Annotated in this window: 16 protein-coding genes; 12 read left to right on the forward strand and 4 right to left on the reverse strand. The window is 29.8% G+C overall.

What is annotated here, in order from left to right:
- Positions 1–202: 202 nt before the first annotated feature.
- From KGNDJEFE_RS03775 to KGNDJEFE_RS03790, 4 genes are all read right to left on the reverse strand, one after another.
- Positions 203–676 carry a DDE-type integrase/transposase/recombinase gene (locus KGNDJEFE_RS03775; RefSeq protein WP_006439899.1) on the reverse strand — a complete coding sequence of 158 codons (474 nt, stop codon included), beginning with the start codon at positions 674–676 and terminating at the stop codon, positions 203–205.
- 5 nt (positions 677–681) lie between these two features.
- Positions 682–1104: an IS3 family transposase gene (locus tag KGNDJEFE_RS03780; protein WP_169302898.1), complete on the reverse strand. Its 423-nt coding sequence runs from the start codon at positions 1102–1104 to the stop codon at positions 682–684.
- 2 nt (positions 1105–1106) lie between these two features.
- On the reverse strand, positions 1107–1781 hold the full coding sequence (locus KGNDJEFE_RS03785; RefSeq protein ID WP_006439901.1) for a helix-turn-helix domain-containing protein: 675 nt from the start codon (positions 1779–1781) through the stop codon (positions 1107–1109).
- Positions 1782–2096: 315 nt separating this feature from the next.
- On the reverse strand, positions 2097–3395 hold the full coding sequence (locus KGNDJEFE_RS03790; RefSeq protein WP_006439902.1) for an LCP family protein: 1299 nt from the start codon (positions 3393–3395) through the stop codon (positions 2097–2099).
- Positions 3396–3670: 275 nt separating this feature from the next.
- Between KGNDJEFE_RS03790 and KGNDJEFE_RS03795 the strand changes: the two genes are divergently transcribed.
- The 12 genes from KGNDJEFE_RS03795 to KGNDJEFE_RS03845 all read left to right on the forward strand — a co-directional run bounded on the left by KGNDJEFE_RS03795 (position 3671) and on the right by KGNDJEFE_RS03845 (position 16726).
- Positions 3671–4456 (forward strand): HAD family hydrolase, encoded by a 786-nt coding sequence (locus tag KGNDJEFE_RS03795; protein ID WP_040410385.1) that lies wholly within the window; start codon positions 3671–3673, stop codon positions 4454–4456.
- A 610-nt stretch (positions 4457–5066) separates the two neighbouring features.
- Positions 5067–5549: a hypothetical protein gene (locus KGNDJEFE_RS03800; RefSeq protein WP_006439904.1), complete on the forward strand. Its 483-nt coding sequence runs from the start codon at positions 5067–5069 to the stop codon at positions 5547–5549.
- 178 nt (positions 5550–5727) lie between these two features.
- A complete protein-coding gene (locus KGNDJEFE_RS03805) occupies positions 5728–6819 on the forward strand; it encodes an N-acetylmuramoyl-L-alanine amidase family protein (RefSeq protein WP_006439905.1) in 1092 nt (363 codons plus the stop codon).
- Positions 6820–6855: 36 nt separating this feature from the next.
- Positions 6856–8676: an Eco57I restriction-modification methylase domain-containing protein gene (locus tag KGNDJEFE_RS03810; RefSeq protein ID WP_006439906.1), complete on the forward strand. Its 1821-nt coding sequence runs from the start codon at positions 6856–6858 to the stop codon at positions 8674–8676.
- A gap of 32 nt (positions 8677–8708) precedes the next feature.
- Positions 8709–9914: a patatin-like phospholipase family protein gene (locus KGNDJEFE_RS03815; RefSeq protein WP_006439907.1), complete on the forward strand. Its 1206-nt coding sequence runs from the start codon at positions 8709–8711 to the stop codon at positions 9912–9914.
- Positions 9915–10209: 295 nt separating this feature from the next.
- Positions 10210–10470 (forward strand): HPr family phosphocarrier protein, encoded by a 261-nt coding sequence (locus KGNDJEFE_RS03820; RefSeq protein WP_006439908.1) that lies wholly within the window; start codon positions 10210–10212, stop codon positions 10468–10470.
- 41 nt (positions 10471–10511) lie between these two features.
- Entirely contained in the window at positions 10512–12224 is a 1713-nt protein-coding gene (gene ptsP, locus KGNDJEFE_RS03825; RefSeq protein WP_040410386.1) for a phosphoenolpyruvate--protein phosphotransferase, read from the forward strand.
- 452 nt (positions 12225–12676) lie between these two features.
- Positions 12677–13516, forward strand: a complete 840-nt coding sequence (locus KGNDJEFE_RS03830) for a hypothetical protein (RefSeq protein WP_006439910.1) — start codon at positions 12677–12679, stop codon at positions 13514–13516.
- 844 nt (positions 13517–14360) lie between these two features.
- Positions 14361–14708 carry a hypothetical protein gene (locus tag KGNDJEFE_RS11705; RefSeq protein ID WP_040410387.1) on the forward strand — a complete coding sequence of 116 codons (348 nt, stop codon included), beginning with the start codon at positions 14361–14363 and terminating at the stop codon, positions 14706–14708.
- 414 nt (positions 14709–15122) lie between these two features.
- On the forward strand, positions 15123–15899 hold the full coding sequence (locus tag KGNDJEFE_RS03835; protein ID WP_040410388.1) for a lysozyme inhibitor LprI family protein: 777 nt from the start codon (positions 15123–15125) through the stop codon (positions 15897–15899).
- Between the two features lie 151 nt (positions 15900–16050).
- Complete coding sequence (locus tag KGNDJEFE_RS03840; RefSeq protein WP_040410389.1) at positions 16051–16260, forward strand: zinc ribbon domain-containing protein; 210 nt, start codon at positions 16051–16053, stop codon at positions 16258–16260.
- 43 nt (positions 16261–16303) lie between these two features.
- Positions 16304–16726, forward strand: a complete 423-nt coding sequence (locus KGNDJEFE_RS03845; protein ID WP_006439915.1) for a hypothetical protein — start codon at positions 16304–16306, stop codon at positions 16724–16726.
- The last annotated feature ends 34 nt before the right edge of the window (positions 16727–16760 follow it).

The raw sequence follows: 16760 nt of genomic DNA on the forward strand, positions 1-16760 counted from the left end.
TAAGAGTAGATAAATCAAAATTTATACGTTAATATCTCTCAGGAATTGAAGTCATAGACAAACTCCTCTCCAGCTTCGACGTGTGTATAAGTAAATTGTTTTGTTGTAAATCAACCTTGAACTGCTACCCGTAGAGTGGACTGTCAAAATAAATAAAAGTTAAATTTATCATCCAGCAAGGTATTTTCCTTGCTGGATATTTTTATGCTACTTTTAAAAATTCTTCATGCTTTTCAAAAGGTGTTAATACACCTAACTTTCTTTGTAATCTTGAATTGTTATAATAATTTATATAATTTTCTATCATATCAACTAATTCTTTTCTGCTATTAAATTTTTTTCCGTAATATCTTTCTCTTTTTATAATCCCCCAAAAACCTTCCATTGGTCCATTATCAATACATCTAGCTATTCTAGACATACTTTGTGTCATGCCTGCGGCTACCAATTTAGAATGAAAAGTTCTGTTCGTATATTGATACCCTCTATCTGAATGAAAAATTGGGTGTGCTTTTGGGTTATTTTTTACGGCAAAATCAAACATATTATACACTAGTTCTGTATTATTTGAATCTCCGATTGTATAAGCAACAATTCTTCTATCATAAAGATCTAGAATTGCACTTAGATAAAGTCTATGTTTTTCTCCATTTACATAGTAGTGAAACTCTGACACATCTGTTAGCCATTTTCATCAGGTGCATCAGCTTTAAAATTTCTATTAAGAATATTTTCTGTTGTATATGTAGGATGTTGATTTTGAATTGTACATCCATTATTTTTATATTTTATAGTTGATTTAATTTGAAGTACACGACAAATACGTAGTATTCTTTTATCATTTACATTTATATTATAATATCTGTATAAATCATCTCTAATACGGCGGTAGCCTTTGTCGGGATAGTCAGAGTGTATTTTTTCTATGATATTAGCAATTTTTTCATTTCTTATATCATTGTAAGTTTTTTGATGTTTTAACCATTTAAAGTAACCACTTTTACTTACATTGCTTATTTTACATAGAGAACTTATTGGATAATGATGTTTTTCATGCACTTCTTTTATAGCTGCGTATATATAATTATTTCGTACTCTCTGCAAACTCACCTCCTCTCTATTTCCTGTATTTTTTTTAATAAAGCTATCTCCATTTCAGCCTGTCTTTTTTCATTTTCTAATCGTTTTATTTCTCTGCGAAGATGTTCTACTTCTGTTAATTGATCTTCAGATTTTCTTTTTCCTCTTTTATCTTTTAGAGCATCCTTGCCAGATTCTTTATATTTAAGAGCGTAGCTACGTGCTTGTGTATATGATATGTTATATTTTTCAGCAGCTTCGCTGTAACTATGTCCAAATTTAATGCAATATTGAGCAATTTCAACTCTTTCTTCAAAGCTAGTTTTTTTATTTTTAGTCATAATAGTTCCTCCAATGGATTTAGAAGATTTTAATTCTTTATTACTATTATACTCCTTTATCCATTGTTCAAGTGGACTTCTTGAATTAAGTCCATAAATTCTACAAATTTCATTTTGTGAACCATCACCATTTAAATATGCTTTAACTGCTGCTTCTTTAACTTCCTTTGAATATTCAACTTTTTGAAATTTATCACTAAAAGCTTTTTCTCCTTTTATTTGATATTTTAAAATCCATTCTTCGACAGAAGAATGAGCTACACCATAAATCTGCCGAATATGTCTTCGACTTTCTTCGCCAGAAAGAATCTTTTTTACTGCATCTAATTTTTGTTTTGCGGTTACATTGCTTCTAGGCATAAAAATTGCTCCCTTCTAAGTTTAAAGTGAATTTATTTATTTCACTTGTCTACTCAGAGGGGAGCAGTTCACCTCACGTCTCCAGATTGTCGAGAGAGTTTTGTCTATGCACTTCAATCTACTAAGTTAGATATTATCCCTATAAAATTCGATTTGAACAAACTGGAGAAGATTTTGTCTATAAATTCAATACTGCGAATAAATATAATAATTATAAATTTTGATTTATACCATTTTAAAAAATAATAAATTTATAAAAGATTAAATAATAAAAGGGACTGTTGCAAGATACGCAACAGTCCCAAAGTTTTATATTTATTCAGTTACTTCTCCACTACCAGAGTCGCTGCTACCAGAATCAGAGCTTCCTGAATCAGAACCACCACTAGAGCTGTCAGAATCAGAGCTTCCTGAACTAGAGCCACTAGAAGAACTATCATCAGAACTAGAGCCACTTGAGCTAGAACCACCAGAGTGACTGCTTCCACCAGAAGAATGGCTGCTGCTTCCAGAATGACTAGAGCTTCCACTAGAAGTACTATCTTCATCTAAATCAGATGAAGATGAGCTAGATGAACTAGAAGAACTTGATGAAGAATTATCTTCTGTATAATCGCTGTAATCTGTTCTTCCATACTGTTTATCCGCATTATCTATAAGTTCTTTTGTAGGAACTATATTTTTAAATATGAAATCGTGTAATATATCTACTTCGTATTCTTCAAATGGTATAACATAACCTGCTTTTCCAAGTCTTACTTCACGTTCTGGGTGAAGAGGGAACTGAAGTGAAGTTATATCGAAGTTACCAATTGAAAGTACGTCTTTTGCAAGTCCAAGTATTGTTGCAGGTGACATATTTGTTTTAACATATGGTAAAACAGAGTTCATAAGGTCGTTGTATTTTGATATTGGAAGACCTTTTAGTTTTTTAACCATAGCTTCTATAACCATTCTCTGTCTATTATCTCTTTCCATAGTACCGTCATTTTTTCTTATACGAGCAAATGAAAGTGCTTGGTATGCATTTAGATTTTGTTTACCTGCCTTAGTTACATATTTTATCTTACCTTTGTCATCATGTTCATACCAAGAATATGTTTCTGGTATAAATTTATTAAGCTCTTTTAACTCACTTTCTTGAACATCAACCGTTACACCACCAAGTACGTTTATTATATCCATAAATGAATAGAAATCGACCTGAGCGTAATCGTGAATATCAAGCTTGAAGTTTTCTTCTATAGTTTCGATAAGTAAATCTGCTTTTCCGTAGAAGTAGGCATGAGTTAATTTTTGTTTTCCATGTCCAGGTATATCTACATATGTATCACGACCAAGAGAAGTAAGCTTTAGACTCTTGTTTTTATTATCAACAGTAAGAATCATCATAGCATCAGATCTCTGAGCATTTTCGCCAGGTCTACCATCTGTACCAAGAAGAAGAATATTTGTTATGCCGCTATCATTTTTGTGGTCCAGACTATTCAGGGCATCGTAATCACCATTATCCTGAACAGTTTTTAATTTTGTATATACATATCCAAACACACATGTCGGAAAGGCTATAACAAGAACCGCAAGAAGTATAACAAGCTTTCTGAGTTTAGACAAAAAAATCCCTTCTTTCTTTTATTTTATTCTTTTTTTCTCAATTAATTTTTACTCAATTAAATAATATACTCTATAAAAATATTATAAAATCATCTTATAATTATATTAGAATACAGAGAATTATTCAATAGCTTTTGTGTTTTTATATAATATTGTCACAGAATATATTCTACAACTTTTTCAACTATAAATATAGATTGAAAACTAAAATTCTTGAAAATTTCATAAAGGTGGGGTATATTATAAAAAGATTAAAAATTAAGAGGGGGTATTCTATGATAAAGCTTATAGCGACAGATTTAGACGGGACTCTATTAGACAATAATGGAGAATTAAACGAAGAATTTAATCATGTTTTTAATGAATTATATAAAAAGGGAGTTACATTTATGGCTGCTAGTGGTAGACAGTATCCATCACTAGAAACACTTTTTGAATCAGTAAAAGATAAAATGATGTTTATAGCTGAAAATGGAACATTTGCAGTAAATAAAGGGGAAGAACTATTATGTGATCCTATGGACAAGAAAAATGTAGAAGATATAATAGACTTTACAAGAGCTGCAGAAAATAAAGAAATTCTTTTAAATACTAAATACACTGCATATACAGAATGTAAGGATGAAGAATTCTTAAAAATGTTAGATATATACTGCTCAAGTGTAACAGTTGTAGATGATTTAAAAGATGTTAAGGAAGATGTACTAAAAACAGCAATATACGATGATAGACCTATTTCTGAACATTGCCAGGATTATTTTGATAAGTTTGGTGATTATATGACTGTTTGTACATCTGGACCTCATTGGTTAGATATAATGGAAAAAGGAGTAACAAAAGGAAAAGCTCTTGAGCATATAAAAGAAAGATATGGTCTAAAAAGTGAAGAGATAATGATATTTGGTGACCAGATGAATGATTTAGAGCTTATAGAATGTGGATACTATAGTTATGCAATGGAAAATGCTATAGATGCATTAAAAGAAAAAGCTAGATTTATAGCTGGTAAGAATAGTGAAAATGGAGTGCTAGAAAAAATAAAAGAAGTATTCAATATATAATCATACAAAGAAAGCCTCAGCTACAGTTATTTTGTAGTTGGGGCTTTTTTTAGTTGAAAAGTTTCTACATTATATATGTATTTAATTTATTGAATAGATTGTAGAAAAATATACATAATTATATGAAAAATAGGAATAGATGAATGAAAATAGACATATTATATGAAAGAATGATAAAAAATATTCAAAATAAGTAGAAATGAATTTGAAATTGTAAATAGAATAGTAAAAATGAAATATATTATGTTAAAAAAATAACTACAGAATAGTCGAGTTGTTTTGAATTGTCAGAAAAATATAATTAAAAAGATACAACTCGATATGCGTATGCAAGTTGTATAATAAGGGTAAATTGTCAGAAAATTTGTTGGATAGAACAAAAAAAGCATTAAAAAATAAATTTTTATGGCTAATTTTTCTGAAAATATATGTAAATAAGACTATTTTGTTTAATTGTCGAAATTGTAAAGTAAAATAAAAAAATTTAATACAATTTTTCAAAAAAGGCTTTACTTTTTGCAAAACATTTGTTAAACTATAATCAAAGAAAGAGATAAATAAATATCAAACAAAAGAAAATAATTACATTCAGATAAATGGAGGGACAGTCATGAAAAACTTAAATCTTAAAAAATTATTAGCAGCAGTAGCAATCGTAGTAGTAGTAGGTGGAATAGGTGTACAGAAAGCAAGTGCATTAGAAATCGATGAAAGCCTAAACCCAATAATAACTTCAAGAACTGTAGAAATGAAAGAAGCTGATAAAAATAGAATAGAATTACCAGAAGTTGACGAAATGAACCCTATAATAACTTCTAGAAACTTTGTAAAAGAAGAAGTTAAAAACGACAACATAAATATGGTAGCTAAAGAAGACGTGATGAGTCCAATAATAACTTCAAGAGATTTCGTAAAAGAAGAAGTTAAAAATGATAGTGTAAACAAAGTAGCAGAAGAAGATGTAATGAACCCAATAATAACTTCAAGAGACTTTGTAAAATCAGAAACAAAAATGGATATAAGATCAACAGCATCTATAGATGATGTGATGAATCCAATAATAACATCAGAAACTATCCTATCTCATAAATAGAGAGAATCAAGTATAAATTAATCCCAAAAGACTTATAATTTTAAAAAGGCAGGCTGAGGAGCCTGCTTTTTTAATGCATAATATAAGTATAGATTGTATTGTTATGTAAACTATTCGATTGAAAAAAATAATTTCAAGTGTTAAAATAATAGGGACTATGTTATAGAAAGGTGATAGTATGACGGGCAAAGATAATAAAAATAAAAACAAGGGAAATTCAAATAAAAAAAGTAATGTTATATATATAGATAGAAATAAAAAAACTGGTCAGATAAGTACAAAGAATACAACTAAAAATAATAAAAATACTACAAAAGAAAAAAATAATGTAGAAAAGAATAAACCAGTAAAAACAAAACAAAATACTTCGGTAAAAAAATCTAATGCTAATAGTAGTAAGAAAGCAAAAAAAATTAAAAAACCTAAAACATCAAATAATACTCCTAAGAAGAAGGGGAGAAAGATTAAATGGGAAAGAGTTGCAATCGCAGTTCTTTTGGTTGTGGCATTAGGATTTTGTGGAGTTAAGGGAGTGCAGATGATAAAAGGTAAATTATCAAGTGCAAATTCATCCACTATAGAAAATAACTCTGGAAGTAGTAGCTCAGCAAATAATGAAAATTCTGCAGCTGGGGATAGTACAGATAAAAAACATCCAACAAAAGGGCAGTATGATTTGGATGATGAGAAAAAGCGGCAATCGAAAAAATATAATATTGTTGTAGATGCAGGACATGGAGGAAATGACAAAGGATCTATTGATAGTACAGAAACTGTATATGAAAAGGATATAGCACTTCAGATAGCTAAAAAGGTAGCTTCAAGGCTGGGGAGAGAGTCTGATGTAAATGTAATAATGACTAGAACTGAGGATAAGTATGTAAGTTTAGAAGAAAGAGCTGAAATTGCGAAGAGAGCCAATGCAGATGCTTTAATCTCTATACATCTAAATGCACAGAAAAAATACGGCGATGCAAATGGACTTGAAACATGGTACAGAAATGGTGCTACAGATGGATCTAAAGAACTTGCTAACTCTGTACAACAGACAACGGCATCTTATGTCGAGATAATGAGTAGAGGAATACTTCGGAATAGCTTTGAAATACTTAGAGAAACAACAATGCCAGCAGTATTAGTTGAATGCGGATTTATAACTAATGTATCTGATATGAAAAAATTAAATGATCCCAACTTCCAAGATATGCTAGCAGAGGGAATAATGCAGGGAACTCTTACGTTTTTAGATGAAAAAAATGGCAAAAATTAGTATAAATAAATATTTATCTACTTTGAGGGGCTTATTATGGAAAAATTTAAAGCGGCGAGATTATATGAAAATAATTTAGATATAGAAAAAAGAAAAAGATATGGTATCTACTACACTCCAGTAGAAATGGTTGAGTATATAGTAGACAATACGGTTGGAAAATTAGATGTATTAAAAAATCCATGTCCTAAAATTTTGGATTCATCTTGTGGATGTGGAAATTTTTTGGTGTATGCTTTTGAAAAATTGATTAAAATATTTGAAGAAAAGTCCGAAGAACTAGTTGAAAAATATGGAGATGAAAGTTTTAAAAAGGAAAATATACCCAGATATATTCTAAAAAATTGTATATACGGAACAGATACAGACAAGGAAGCTGTAGAAATAACTAAAAGGCTTTTGACTAAGGTCGCTATTTTAGGTAAATATGAAGAACCTATTGCAAACGATGATTTAGAAGAAGAAGAAAGCTGGGATGAGTATAAAGCAACCTACTTAAATGAGGATAATTGGAATACAAGTCTATTTAAGATGAATATATATAATCAAGATGGATTAAAAATAAATTGGAAAACAAAGTTTGATATTATAATTGGAAATCCACCGTATGTCGGGCATAAACTTCTTACAAAAGAGTATAAACAATTTATAATGACAAAGTACAGAGAAGTTTATAGAGATAAATCAGACTTATATTTCTGTTTTTATAAAAATTCTCTAGAATTATTAAAAGATGATGGAGTAATTCATTTGATAACACCTAGATATTTTTTAGAAAGTATATCCGCTGAATTGCTTAGAAATTACTTGGAAAAAAATGCAGAAATCGAGGAGATAATAGACTTTCTTGGGGCAGAGGTATTTGACTGTGTAGGTATTTCTGCGTGCATAATACGAATGAGAAAAAAAGGATATGGAATTTCTACAACCAATATATATAGAAAGAAATCAGATAAGTATGTATATGTAAATGATAGAAAAAATCTTGTCGAGAGTGTAGAGGAAATAAAGAATAATACAAAAGATTTTGAGAGCATAAAAATATCTACAAGTAGATTGCAATCAGATTGGATTATAGCAAATGAAAAGGATATGGAGCTGTATCTTAGAATTGAAAAAATGCAAGGGTATAGGCTTTATGAAATAGCGGAAAGTTCTCAAGGTGTTATAACTGGATGCGATAAGGCGTTTATCTTAAAAAATAACGATAATAGATTAAAAAATATAACGCCTAAACTTTTGAAAGACCTTGCAAAGAGTAGAGATATAGAAAAATATGTAATTCCTAAAGTTAATCACAAGATGATATATTCTAATGATATAAAATGTGAGGATGATGAGAAATATATTTTTGAAAATTGTATAAATCCGTATAAAGAAAAGTTAGAAAACAGAAGAGAGTGCTTAAAATGTATTAGAAAGTGGTATGAACTACAGTGGGGGAGAGAAAAAAGCGTATTTGAGAGAACTAAAGTTATGTATCCCTATAAATCTAGAGAAAATAAATTTGCTGTAGATTACGATAATTTATACAGCAGCGCAGATGTATACTCTTTTTATTTAAAAGATGAGTACAAGGAAGAATTTTCATATGAGTATATTGTAGCTCTTTTAAACTCTTCAATATACGACAAGTATTATAAAATAAATGCAAAAAAGATGAGTAGGGGAATTTATGATTATTATCCTAATAAAGTTATGAAGATGAAGATCTTTAAGGGAGATAATTATGAAAAAATAGAAGAATATTCCAAAAAAATTATGGAAAAAAAGCTGAATATATCGGATAATATAGATAAGCTTATACAAAAGATAGATTTGTTAGTTGAGGAAGATATCTTTAAAGACAAATTTTAATAAGATGCATTTTGCATCAGAAGAGGTGTATTATGAGAGGTCTAGTTCTTGAAGGTGGAGGTACAAAAGGTGCCTACCAAATAGGTGCATATAAAGCACTTAAAGGAATGGGTATGGATTTTCAAGGAATTACAGGTTCTTCAATAGGTGCATTGAATGGTGCATATATGGTTCAGAATGATATACGTATTATGGAGGAAATATGGCTTGAGTACGATTATAAGCATTTTATAAATGTAGATTTTGAAACGTATGAAAAGCTAAAGGATATGGATTTGAGCATGAAGCGGATGAACCAGATTCTTTCTCTTATAAAGAAGTCATTTAAAGAAAATGACGGAATCGACATTACTCCACTTAGGGAGATGCTAGAGGATACTTTGGATGAGGATAAAATAAGAAACAAGGGAATAGACTTTGGAATGGTTACTATGTATATAGATAAAAAACTAAATCCACAGTCGTTATTTTTAGAGGATATACCAAAGGGCAGACTAGTGGACTATCTAATAGCGAGTGCCAGTCTACCTATATTCAAAATGAATGTAATGGACAATAAGCTATATGTAGATGGAATGTTTGTCGATAATCTACCTATTGGAATGCTTGAAAAGAAAGGCTACAAAGATATAGTAGCTATTAGAATTCAGGACAATTTACAAGGTACAATCAGTATAAAAAAACACAGCGACTTAAATCTAAAAGTTATATATCCATCAGAATATCTAGGTGGCTCTATGAATAAGGATAGAGATCATATTCAGAAAAATATAAACTTAGGATATTTAGATACAATGAAAACTTTTGAAAAGTACGATGGAGTTAGATTCTATTTTAGAAATGCTGGCGATATTACAGAAGATATGTGCTTTGAAAAACTAAGACGTATGAAAAAAGAAGATATAAATCTTCTTTGTCAAGTATTCAATATGAGAAGAAATCCTGATTTAAGAACTTTAATGGAGGCTATTATTCCTAAAGCTGGAGAGCTATTAGCACTACCAAGGAATTTTACCTACAGAGATTTATACTTTGCGCTTTATGAAAATGCACTTGAGCGCAAGGGAAAAAATAGGGTTAAAGTCTACGATATTAATTCAGTAATAAATGATACATATCGAGATAATTTAATAGATTATAGAGAGTTGCGTAGAGAAGAAGCTAGACTTAATATTAAACAAAAGAAAGAACACAGAAAATCTGTGCTTGTAGATTGCTTTATATCTAATTTAAAATAGTGTAATATATACTGTAAATTATGTATATCAATATACTTTTAGATGTAAAAAGCTACAAAAATTTGTAAGAAAAACCTATCTTTTATGTTATACATAATTTTCAAAAAGATTTTAAAAAAATTTTTATTAAAATATTAATGAAAGTTGTCGAAAAAAATAAAATTTAGTAGTATAATAGATAAAGATAGCCGAGTGGGAACTTAATAATACCGTCGGACAAAAAATGTCCCACTAGAGTGGGGTAGATATAGATAATATAATTTAAATTAAAAAACACTTCAGGAGGAATTTAAAAATGGAAAAAAAATTAACAGTTATCAACGAAACAGGGTTACACGCTAGACCAGCAGGAATGTTCGTTAAAGGAGCATCTGAATTCAAATCAACAGTAGAAATAGAATCTAATGGTAAAAAAGTAAACGCTAAATCAATAATGGGTGTAATGAGCTTAGGTTTATCAAAAGGAACTGAATTCACTCTAATAGCAAACGGAGAAGATGAAGAAGCAGCTATAGCTAAATTATCTGAAATGGTTGAATCAGGATTCGGTGAATAAGAATCGGTTATAAATAATTAATCTTTTAGGAGGATATGGTTATGGCATTCAAAGGAACTGGAGCTTCTCCTGGTATAGCACTAGGTAAAGCACTTGTTGTAGAACATAAAGAGCTTGTTATAGAAAAAAGAACTATAACAGATGTAGATGCTGAAATAGCTAAATTAAGAGATGCTGTTCAGGTATCTAAAGTTGAACTAGAAAAAGTTAAAGAAAAAGCAGCTAAAGAATTAGGTGAAGCTGAAGCTGAAATATTCGGGGCACACCTTTTAGTTTTAGAAGATCCAGAATTAACTGGTGCAGCAGAAGCTAAAATAGCTGACGAAAAAGTTAATGCTGATTTCGCATTAAACGAAATAAAAGAAATGTTCGTTGCAATGTTTGAATCTATGGACAATGAGTACATGAGAGAAAGAGCAGCAGACATAAAAGACGTTACAAACAGAGTGTTAAGACACTTATTAGGAATAAAAGTAGTAGATTTATCTGCATTAGATGAAGAAGTAGTACTAGTTGCTCACGACTTAACTCCATCAGATACAGCTACTATGAACAAAAAAATGGTTTTAGGATTCCTTACTAATATAGGAGGAAGAACTTCTCATACAGCTATAATGGCTAGAACTCTTGAAATAGCAGCAGTTGTAGGTCTTACTGACATAACTGAAAACGTTAAAGATGGAGATTTCGTAGTATTCAATGGGGATACTGGAGAAGTTATAATAAATCCAGACGAAGAAACAAAAGCAGCTTATGCAGCTAAAAAACAGGCTTTCGAAGAAGAAAAGAAAGCTTTAGAATTATTAAAAGGTAAAGAATCTGTTACTTTAGACGGAAGAAGAGTAGAACTTGCAGGTAATATAGGTACTCCAAACGATATAGAAGGTCTTATAAAAAATGACGCTGAAGGTGTTGGACTATACAGAACTGAATTCTTATATATGGACTCAGACAAATTACCAGAAGAAGATACTCAGTTTGAAGCATATAAAGCAGTATTAGAAGGAATGAGCGGTAAACCAATCGTTATAAGAACTCTTGATATAGGTGGAGATAAGAAATTAGACTATCTTCCTCTAGATGAAGAAATGAACCCATTCTTAGGATACAGAGCTATAAGATTATGCTTAGATAGAACAGATATATTCAAAACTCAGTTAAGAGCATTATACAGAGCGAGTGTATATGGAAAATTAAGAATAATGTTCCCTATGATATCTTCATTAGAAGAATTATTACAGGCTAAAGAAATAGTTAAAGAAGTTCAGGCTGAATTAGATGCTGAAGGTATAGCATACGCAAAAGATGTAGAAATAGGTATGATGATAGAAGTACCATCTGCAGCAGTTATATCTGATGTACTTGCTAAACATGTTGACTTCTTCTCTATAGGAACAAATGACTTAATACAGTACACTACTGCAGTTGACAGAATGAACCAGAAAATAAGCTACTTATACAACCAGTTCAATCCAGCTGTGTTAAGACTTATAAAAATGGTTATAGACAACGCACATAAAGAAGGTAAATGGGTTGGAATGTGTGGAGAAGCAGCAGGAGATCAGATGATGATACCAATACTTCTTGGATTCGGATTAGATGAATTCTCTATGTCTCCAATATCTATACTTCCAGCAAGAAAACTTATAACTTCAGTAAATGAAGCAGATATGAAAAAATTTGCTGATGAAGTACTAGCAATGGGAACTGCTGAAGAAATAAAAGCACACGTTGCAAATACTTTCTGTAAATAATTAATTGAAATATAGGGGATATCGCAGTTTTTGTGATATCTCCTTTTTTAATACCTTGAAATAGATATTGCAATCTTTCTCCAGGCTTCAGCGCCCCACATGTTTATGTAACACATTTCAATGATGTGGGGCGCTTGCAGAATTGTCGATGCGATTTGCAATATCTACATCAAGGAAAAAGTAGATATCACTAGAAAACTGCGATATCCTATATATCAATCAATTTATTTGCCAGAAGTGCATTTGCAATTGTGTGCTTATTTCTTTGTGCAGTTTGTAAAGTTGGGGAAGTAGTAGGTTATATTTTTTTATTTTGGCTATTATCTATTTAGAGGAGGTTTTTGGGGCTTTAATGGGATAAATGCTGAAAAGAAGGTAGACTTTTTTCTTTAAATACTTTAAAATTATATAGGTATAGTAATGTGAATTTTTTATTAGAGAGGAGATACGATATGCTAAGAAGAGTGAAGTCTTTAGCTTTGTGTGCAGTGCTTGCTTTTTCTGTTTTTGCGACTGGATGTACTAAGGATTTAGTTACTAAGGTTACAGATAAGAATGTTAACGGAATTGTGAGCGATTATACACAGGTGTATAAGTATTATGAGAAGCTAAGAAAAGATATGTTATCAATAGATAAATTAAGACATAAGGGTGGTAGTGAAAAAACTGCTCAGAAGCTAACAGCTGATATAGAGAAGAATCTTACTAAGGTAAAGGATCTTGATTATAAGTATGATAATATGTACAATGCTCAGAAATATCTTGAAAAGTGCTATAAGGATATAAAGAAGGCTAGTGAGGGTGCTATAGGCAATCACGACAAGTACGATAAGAATATAGTTAAGTTTAAGGAAAATTTTGGAGAGTTCAAGAGATATATGGCACTTGCAAGAGCAGATATATCTAAGGTCAGAGGTACGTCAGATGATAGTTCAAGTGTTGTAGAAGAGGAAAATACTACTAATACAGATGATGCATCTACAGCTGATACAGAGAACTCTACAGAGGAAAAAGATGCAAATGATATAATAACAGGTGTTGTAGAAGATGTTAAGAACCGGAATAAAGGAGAGGAATTAGACGCTGATTTAGAAAGCGCAATAAAAGAAAATGGGTTCCTTTCTGGTCAGGAGTACAAGGCTAACGGTGGAAGTGAAGCAAACCTAGAAAAAGAAGCTAAAAAGATGTTTGATGAGCTAGAAAATGATAATCCTATAAAAGCTACTCAGAAATCAAAAGCTAAAAGAGTATTTATAAATGCTTTTAAAGAAGGGTATGCAGATTATCAATAGAGAGTTTTTATGATCATATAGAATAAAAATATGAAGTATATTAGACGATGATTTTATATAATTTATAAAATTATCGTCTATTTTTTTGCTGAAAAGCAGTATTTTTTTGCTTAAAGCCAATTTGAAACTAGAAAAATTCTTACATATTTATTATCAATAATATCAAAAATGATAAGATTAACTTATTAAAAAATGAGAAAAAATTTGAGGATTTTGTGAGAAGAATTTGACGCATAATGTTAAAATAGCTAAATTATATGATTTTGCCGGTGAAAAAATATATTCTAGGCAAAAAAATAGACTATAAAATAGTAAAGAAAAAACAAAAAATAATTTCTTTTATATAATAGATAAAAATTACAAAAAGAAACAACCTACAACGAGATTGGAGTATGTTTATTTTTGACTTAGTATAAAAATTTACAAAAGTTAGAAAATACGTATTCGTTTTATAAATAACAATAAAATAACAACTTCAAAAGAAAAAATTCATTGTAGGTGTGCAAGTTGTTTGTTGTAAGTTGTTGTTGGAATAGATGGAATTTTATTGGGAGATTTAAAAATATTGAAATATCAACTAAAAATCGTGATAACTTTTTATGTTATATAAGTAACGAAGAATTGATGAAATTGATAGAAGTATAGATAAAAAAACTAAAAAGAAAATACAGAATAAAATTATGCAATTTTTGAAAGATTTTAAACAGTTAAAAAATGACCTTGAATTAATAATATTTATAGATTATGATATAGACATAGACAAGGAACAAAGAAAATAAATTAAAAAAATATAAAAGACAAATTAAAAAAATTAAGTTGAAGGGATTATATGGAGGTGTTCACTATGAAAAAGAAATTATCAGTATTAGTATCAGGAGTAGCATTAATGGCATTATTTGCAGCACCAGTATCAGCATTAGTATCAGGAGAAGAAGAAGCAAGTAAAGTTAACTTAAGCTGCTTAGTAGGAGCAGGAGTAGAAGAAGATGTTGCAAAAGCTCATTTAGTTGATGTATTAAATGTAGCAGAAGAATCAGTTGTATACGATGAAGAAGGAAACAGTGTTGATAAAAAATTCTTAAAAGATGCATACCATGTATTTAATGTTGGTGGAGAAAACGTTTTAGTACACAAAAAGACTTTAAAATTATATACTTATGACGCTAACTACAACTTAATACCTGTAAGATAATAGCAATTATAAATACGTATTATAAAAATCTAGATGAAAAGGTAATAAAGAAAATATGGGTAATGACATATCAGAGAATAAATAAAGAGATGTATATTTAAACAAATCTGTTTAAGTAAGACATCTCTTTTTTGATGGTAAAATAATAGTATTTGAAATTAGTGTGAATATAGTATATTATAGAGATAATATGAATATAGTATATATAGAATAAAAGAATAAAATATGTTGTATATATAGCTTTTAAAAAAGTTACAATTTTTTTTCTATCAAAAATTATAATAATAAGATATAATTAAAAGGAAAAACAGTAATTGATAGAATCATGGTGAATAATACTCACCAACTCAGAGGTTAAATTAAAGTTGGTTGATTCGATACATATTTGATTACATTAAAGAAGGGAGTGATGAAATGACAGATTTCTGTCCTAATTGTGGGAAAAAAGCAGATGATGGAGAAAAAGTATGTCCTGTTTGTGGTGGAAAGATAACCAGTATTTCTCAGGACAATGATGATAATAAAAAAGAAAGTGGAAAAAATAGAATAAATCTATTTAGAAATATAATTATAGGAGCAGTTTTAATATTTGCTCTATTTGTAAGTTGTACAGTGGCAGCTAGATATTTTAATGCTGGAAAAAATATAGCTAATACAGTAAACACTCAGAAGTCTGAGTTAAAGATTCTTAAAAAGCCTAGTGAGAAGCAGTATGAGGCGTCAGAAGAATCAGCTGTAGATAATGACGATGAAAAAGGAAACGATCCTGAAGGAAAAGAAGATAAAGAAACTAAAGATGAGATTAAAAATAGTGAAAATTTAGGGCTTCGGAAAAAAGATGAGTATATGAGTTTAATGTCTAAGCTAGATAAAGAGAGTAGGGAGTTAGCAGATGCTGAGCTTAATGGAAATCAAGAGAAGCTTTTAGATTATACTAGCAAAATTTATAAAAAATATGATACTCTTTTAAATATGATTTATAGTGATATTTCAGTAGCTTTAGAAAATGGAGAGCTAGAGGAATTGAAACAAGATGAGTTAGAGTGGATTAATAAAAAGGATGAAATGGCTTCTTACGCGGTGGGATCTGAGGATACAAGTGAATCAGATGAAAACTGGGCGTATTTTGACTCGCTTGCAACATCTACAAAGGACAGATGCTATTATTTAATACATAAATATATGCATTAGATAATTTGTAGAAAAAATAAATTTAAAATAATTGACACCATATCGGTAAAATGATATGGTGTTTTTTAATGTATTGAAAGATAAGGAATCTTGTAATACAATATAATTTGTGGAATTAAAAGCTTTTATAGGAAAGAAGGAGAGAAGAACAATGAAATGTCAGCGTTGCGGACATCCAATGAAATTTGGAGAAGAAAAATGCAGAAAATGTGGAACTAAAATAAAGAAAACAGAAGAATATTTAAAAATGGAAGAAGAAAGAGCAAAAAATGCTAAAAAAGATCAGATAGCTATGGTTGTTTCAGGGGCAATTTTAATGTTTGTTCTTGTATTCGGAATGTATATGCTATTTGTCAAATAAATGAAATTATAAAATTGTAAGATTGTAAGGAGAATTATTAGGTATGGCAAAAAAAGTAATAATGAAGGAAGCTGGACAGTGCTCAAAATGTGGTAGAAATATAAAAAATGTAAATAGAAAATTTGATGTTCCAGCACCAAATGGATTAAAATTAAACTGCTGTTCAAAACAGTGTCACGATGATATGACAGAATATTATAAAGGATTTAAAAAACAGAGAATAGCTTTATATGCTGAGGTAGCATTTGGTTTAGCTGGTATAATAGCTATGCTTTTACAGAATGATGCATTAGCTCAGATATGTATAATGATAGATTCTATATTATTCTTAGCATTCCCATATGCTACATTTAATCCAAAATCAAGAACTTGTTATGATGAAACTAAAAGACAGAGTAGAAGTATAGCTTTATCTTTATTATTATTCATAGCAATATGGTACTATTTCTTTGTGTTTAAAAAATAACTTGTAGCTAGACTTGGGAAAAAGATATATTAAT

Source organism: Peptacetobacter hiranonis (assembly GCF_008151785.1).
Taxonomy (GTDB): Bacteria; Bacillota; Clostridia; order Peptostreptococcales; family Peptostreptococcaceae; genus Peptacetobacter; species Peptacetobacter hiranonis.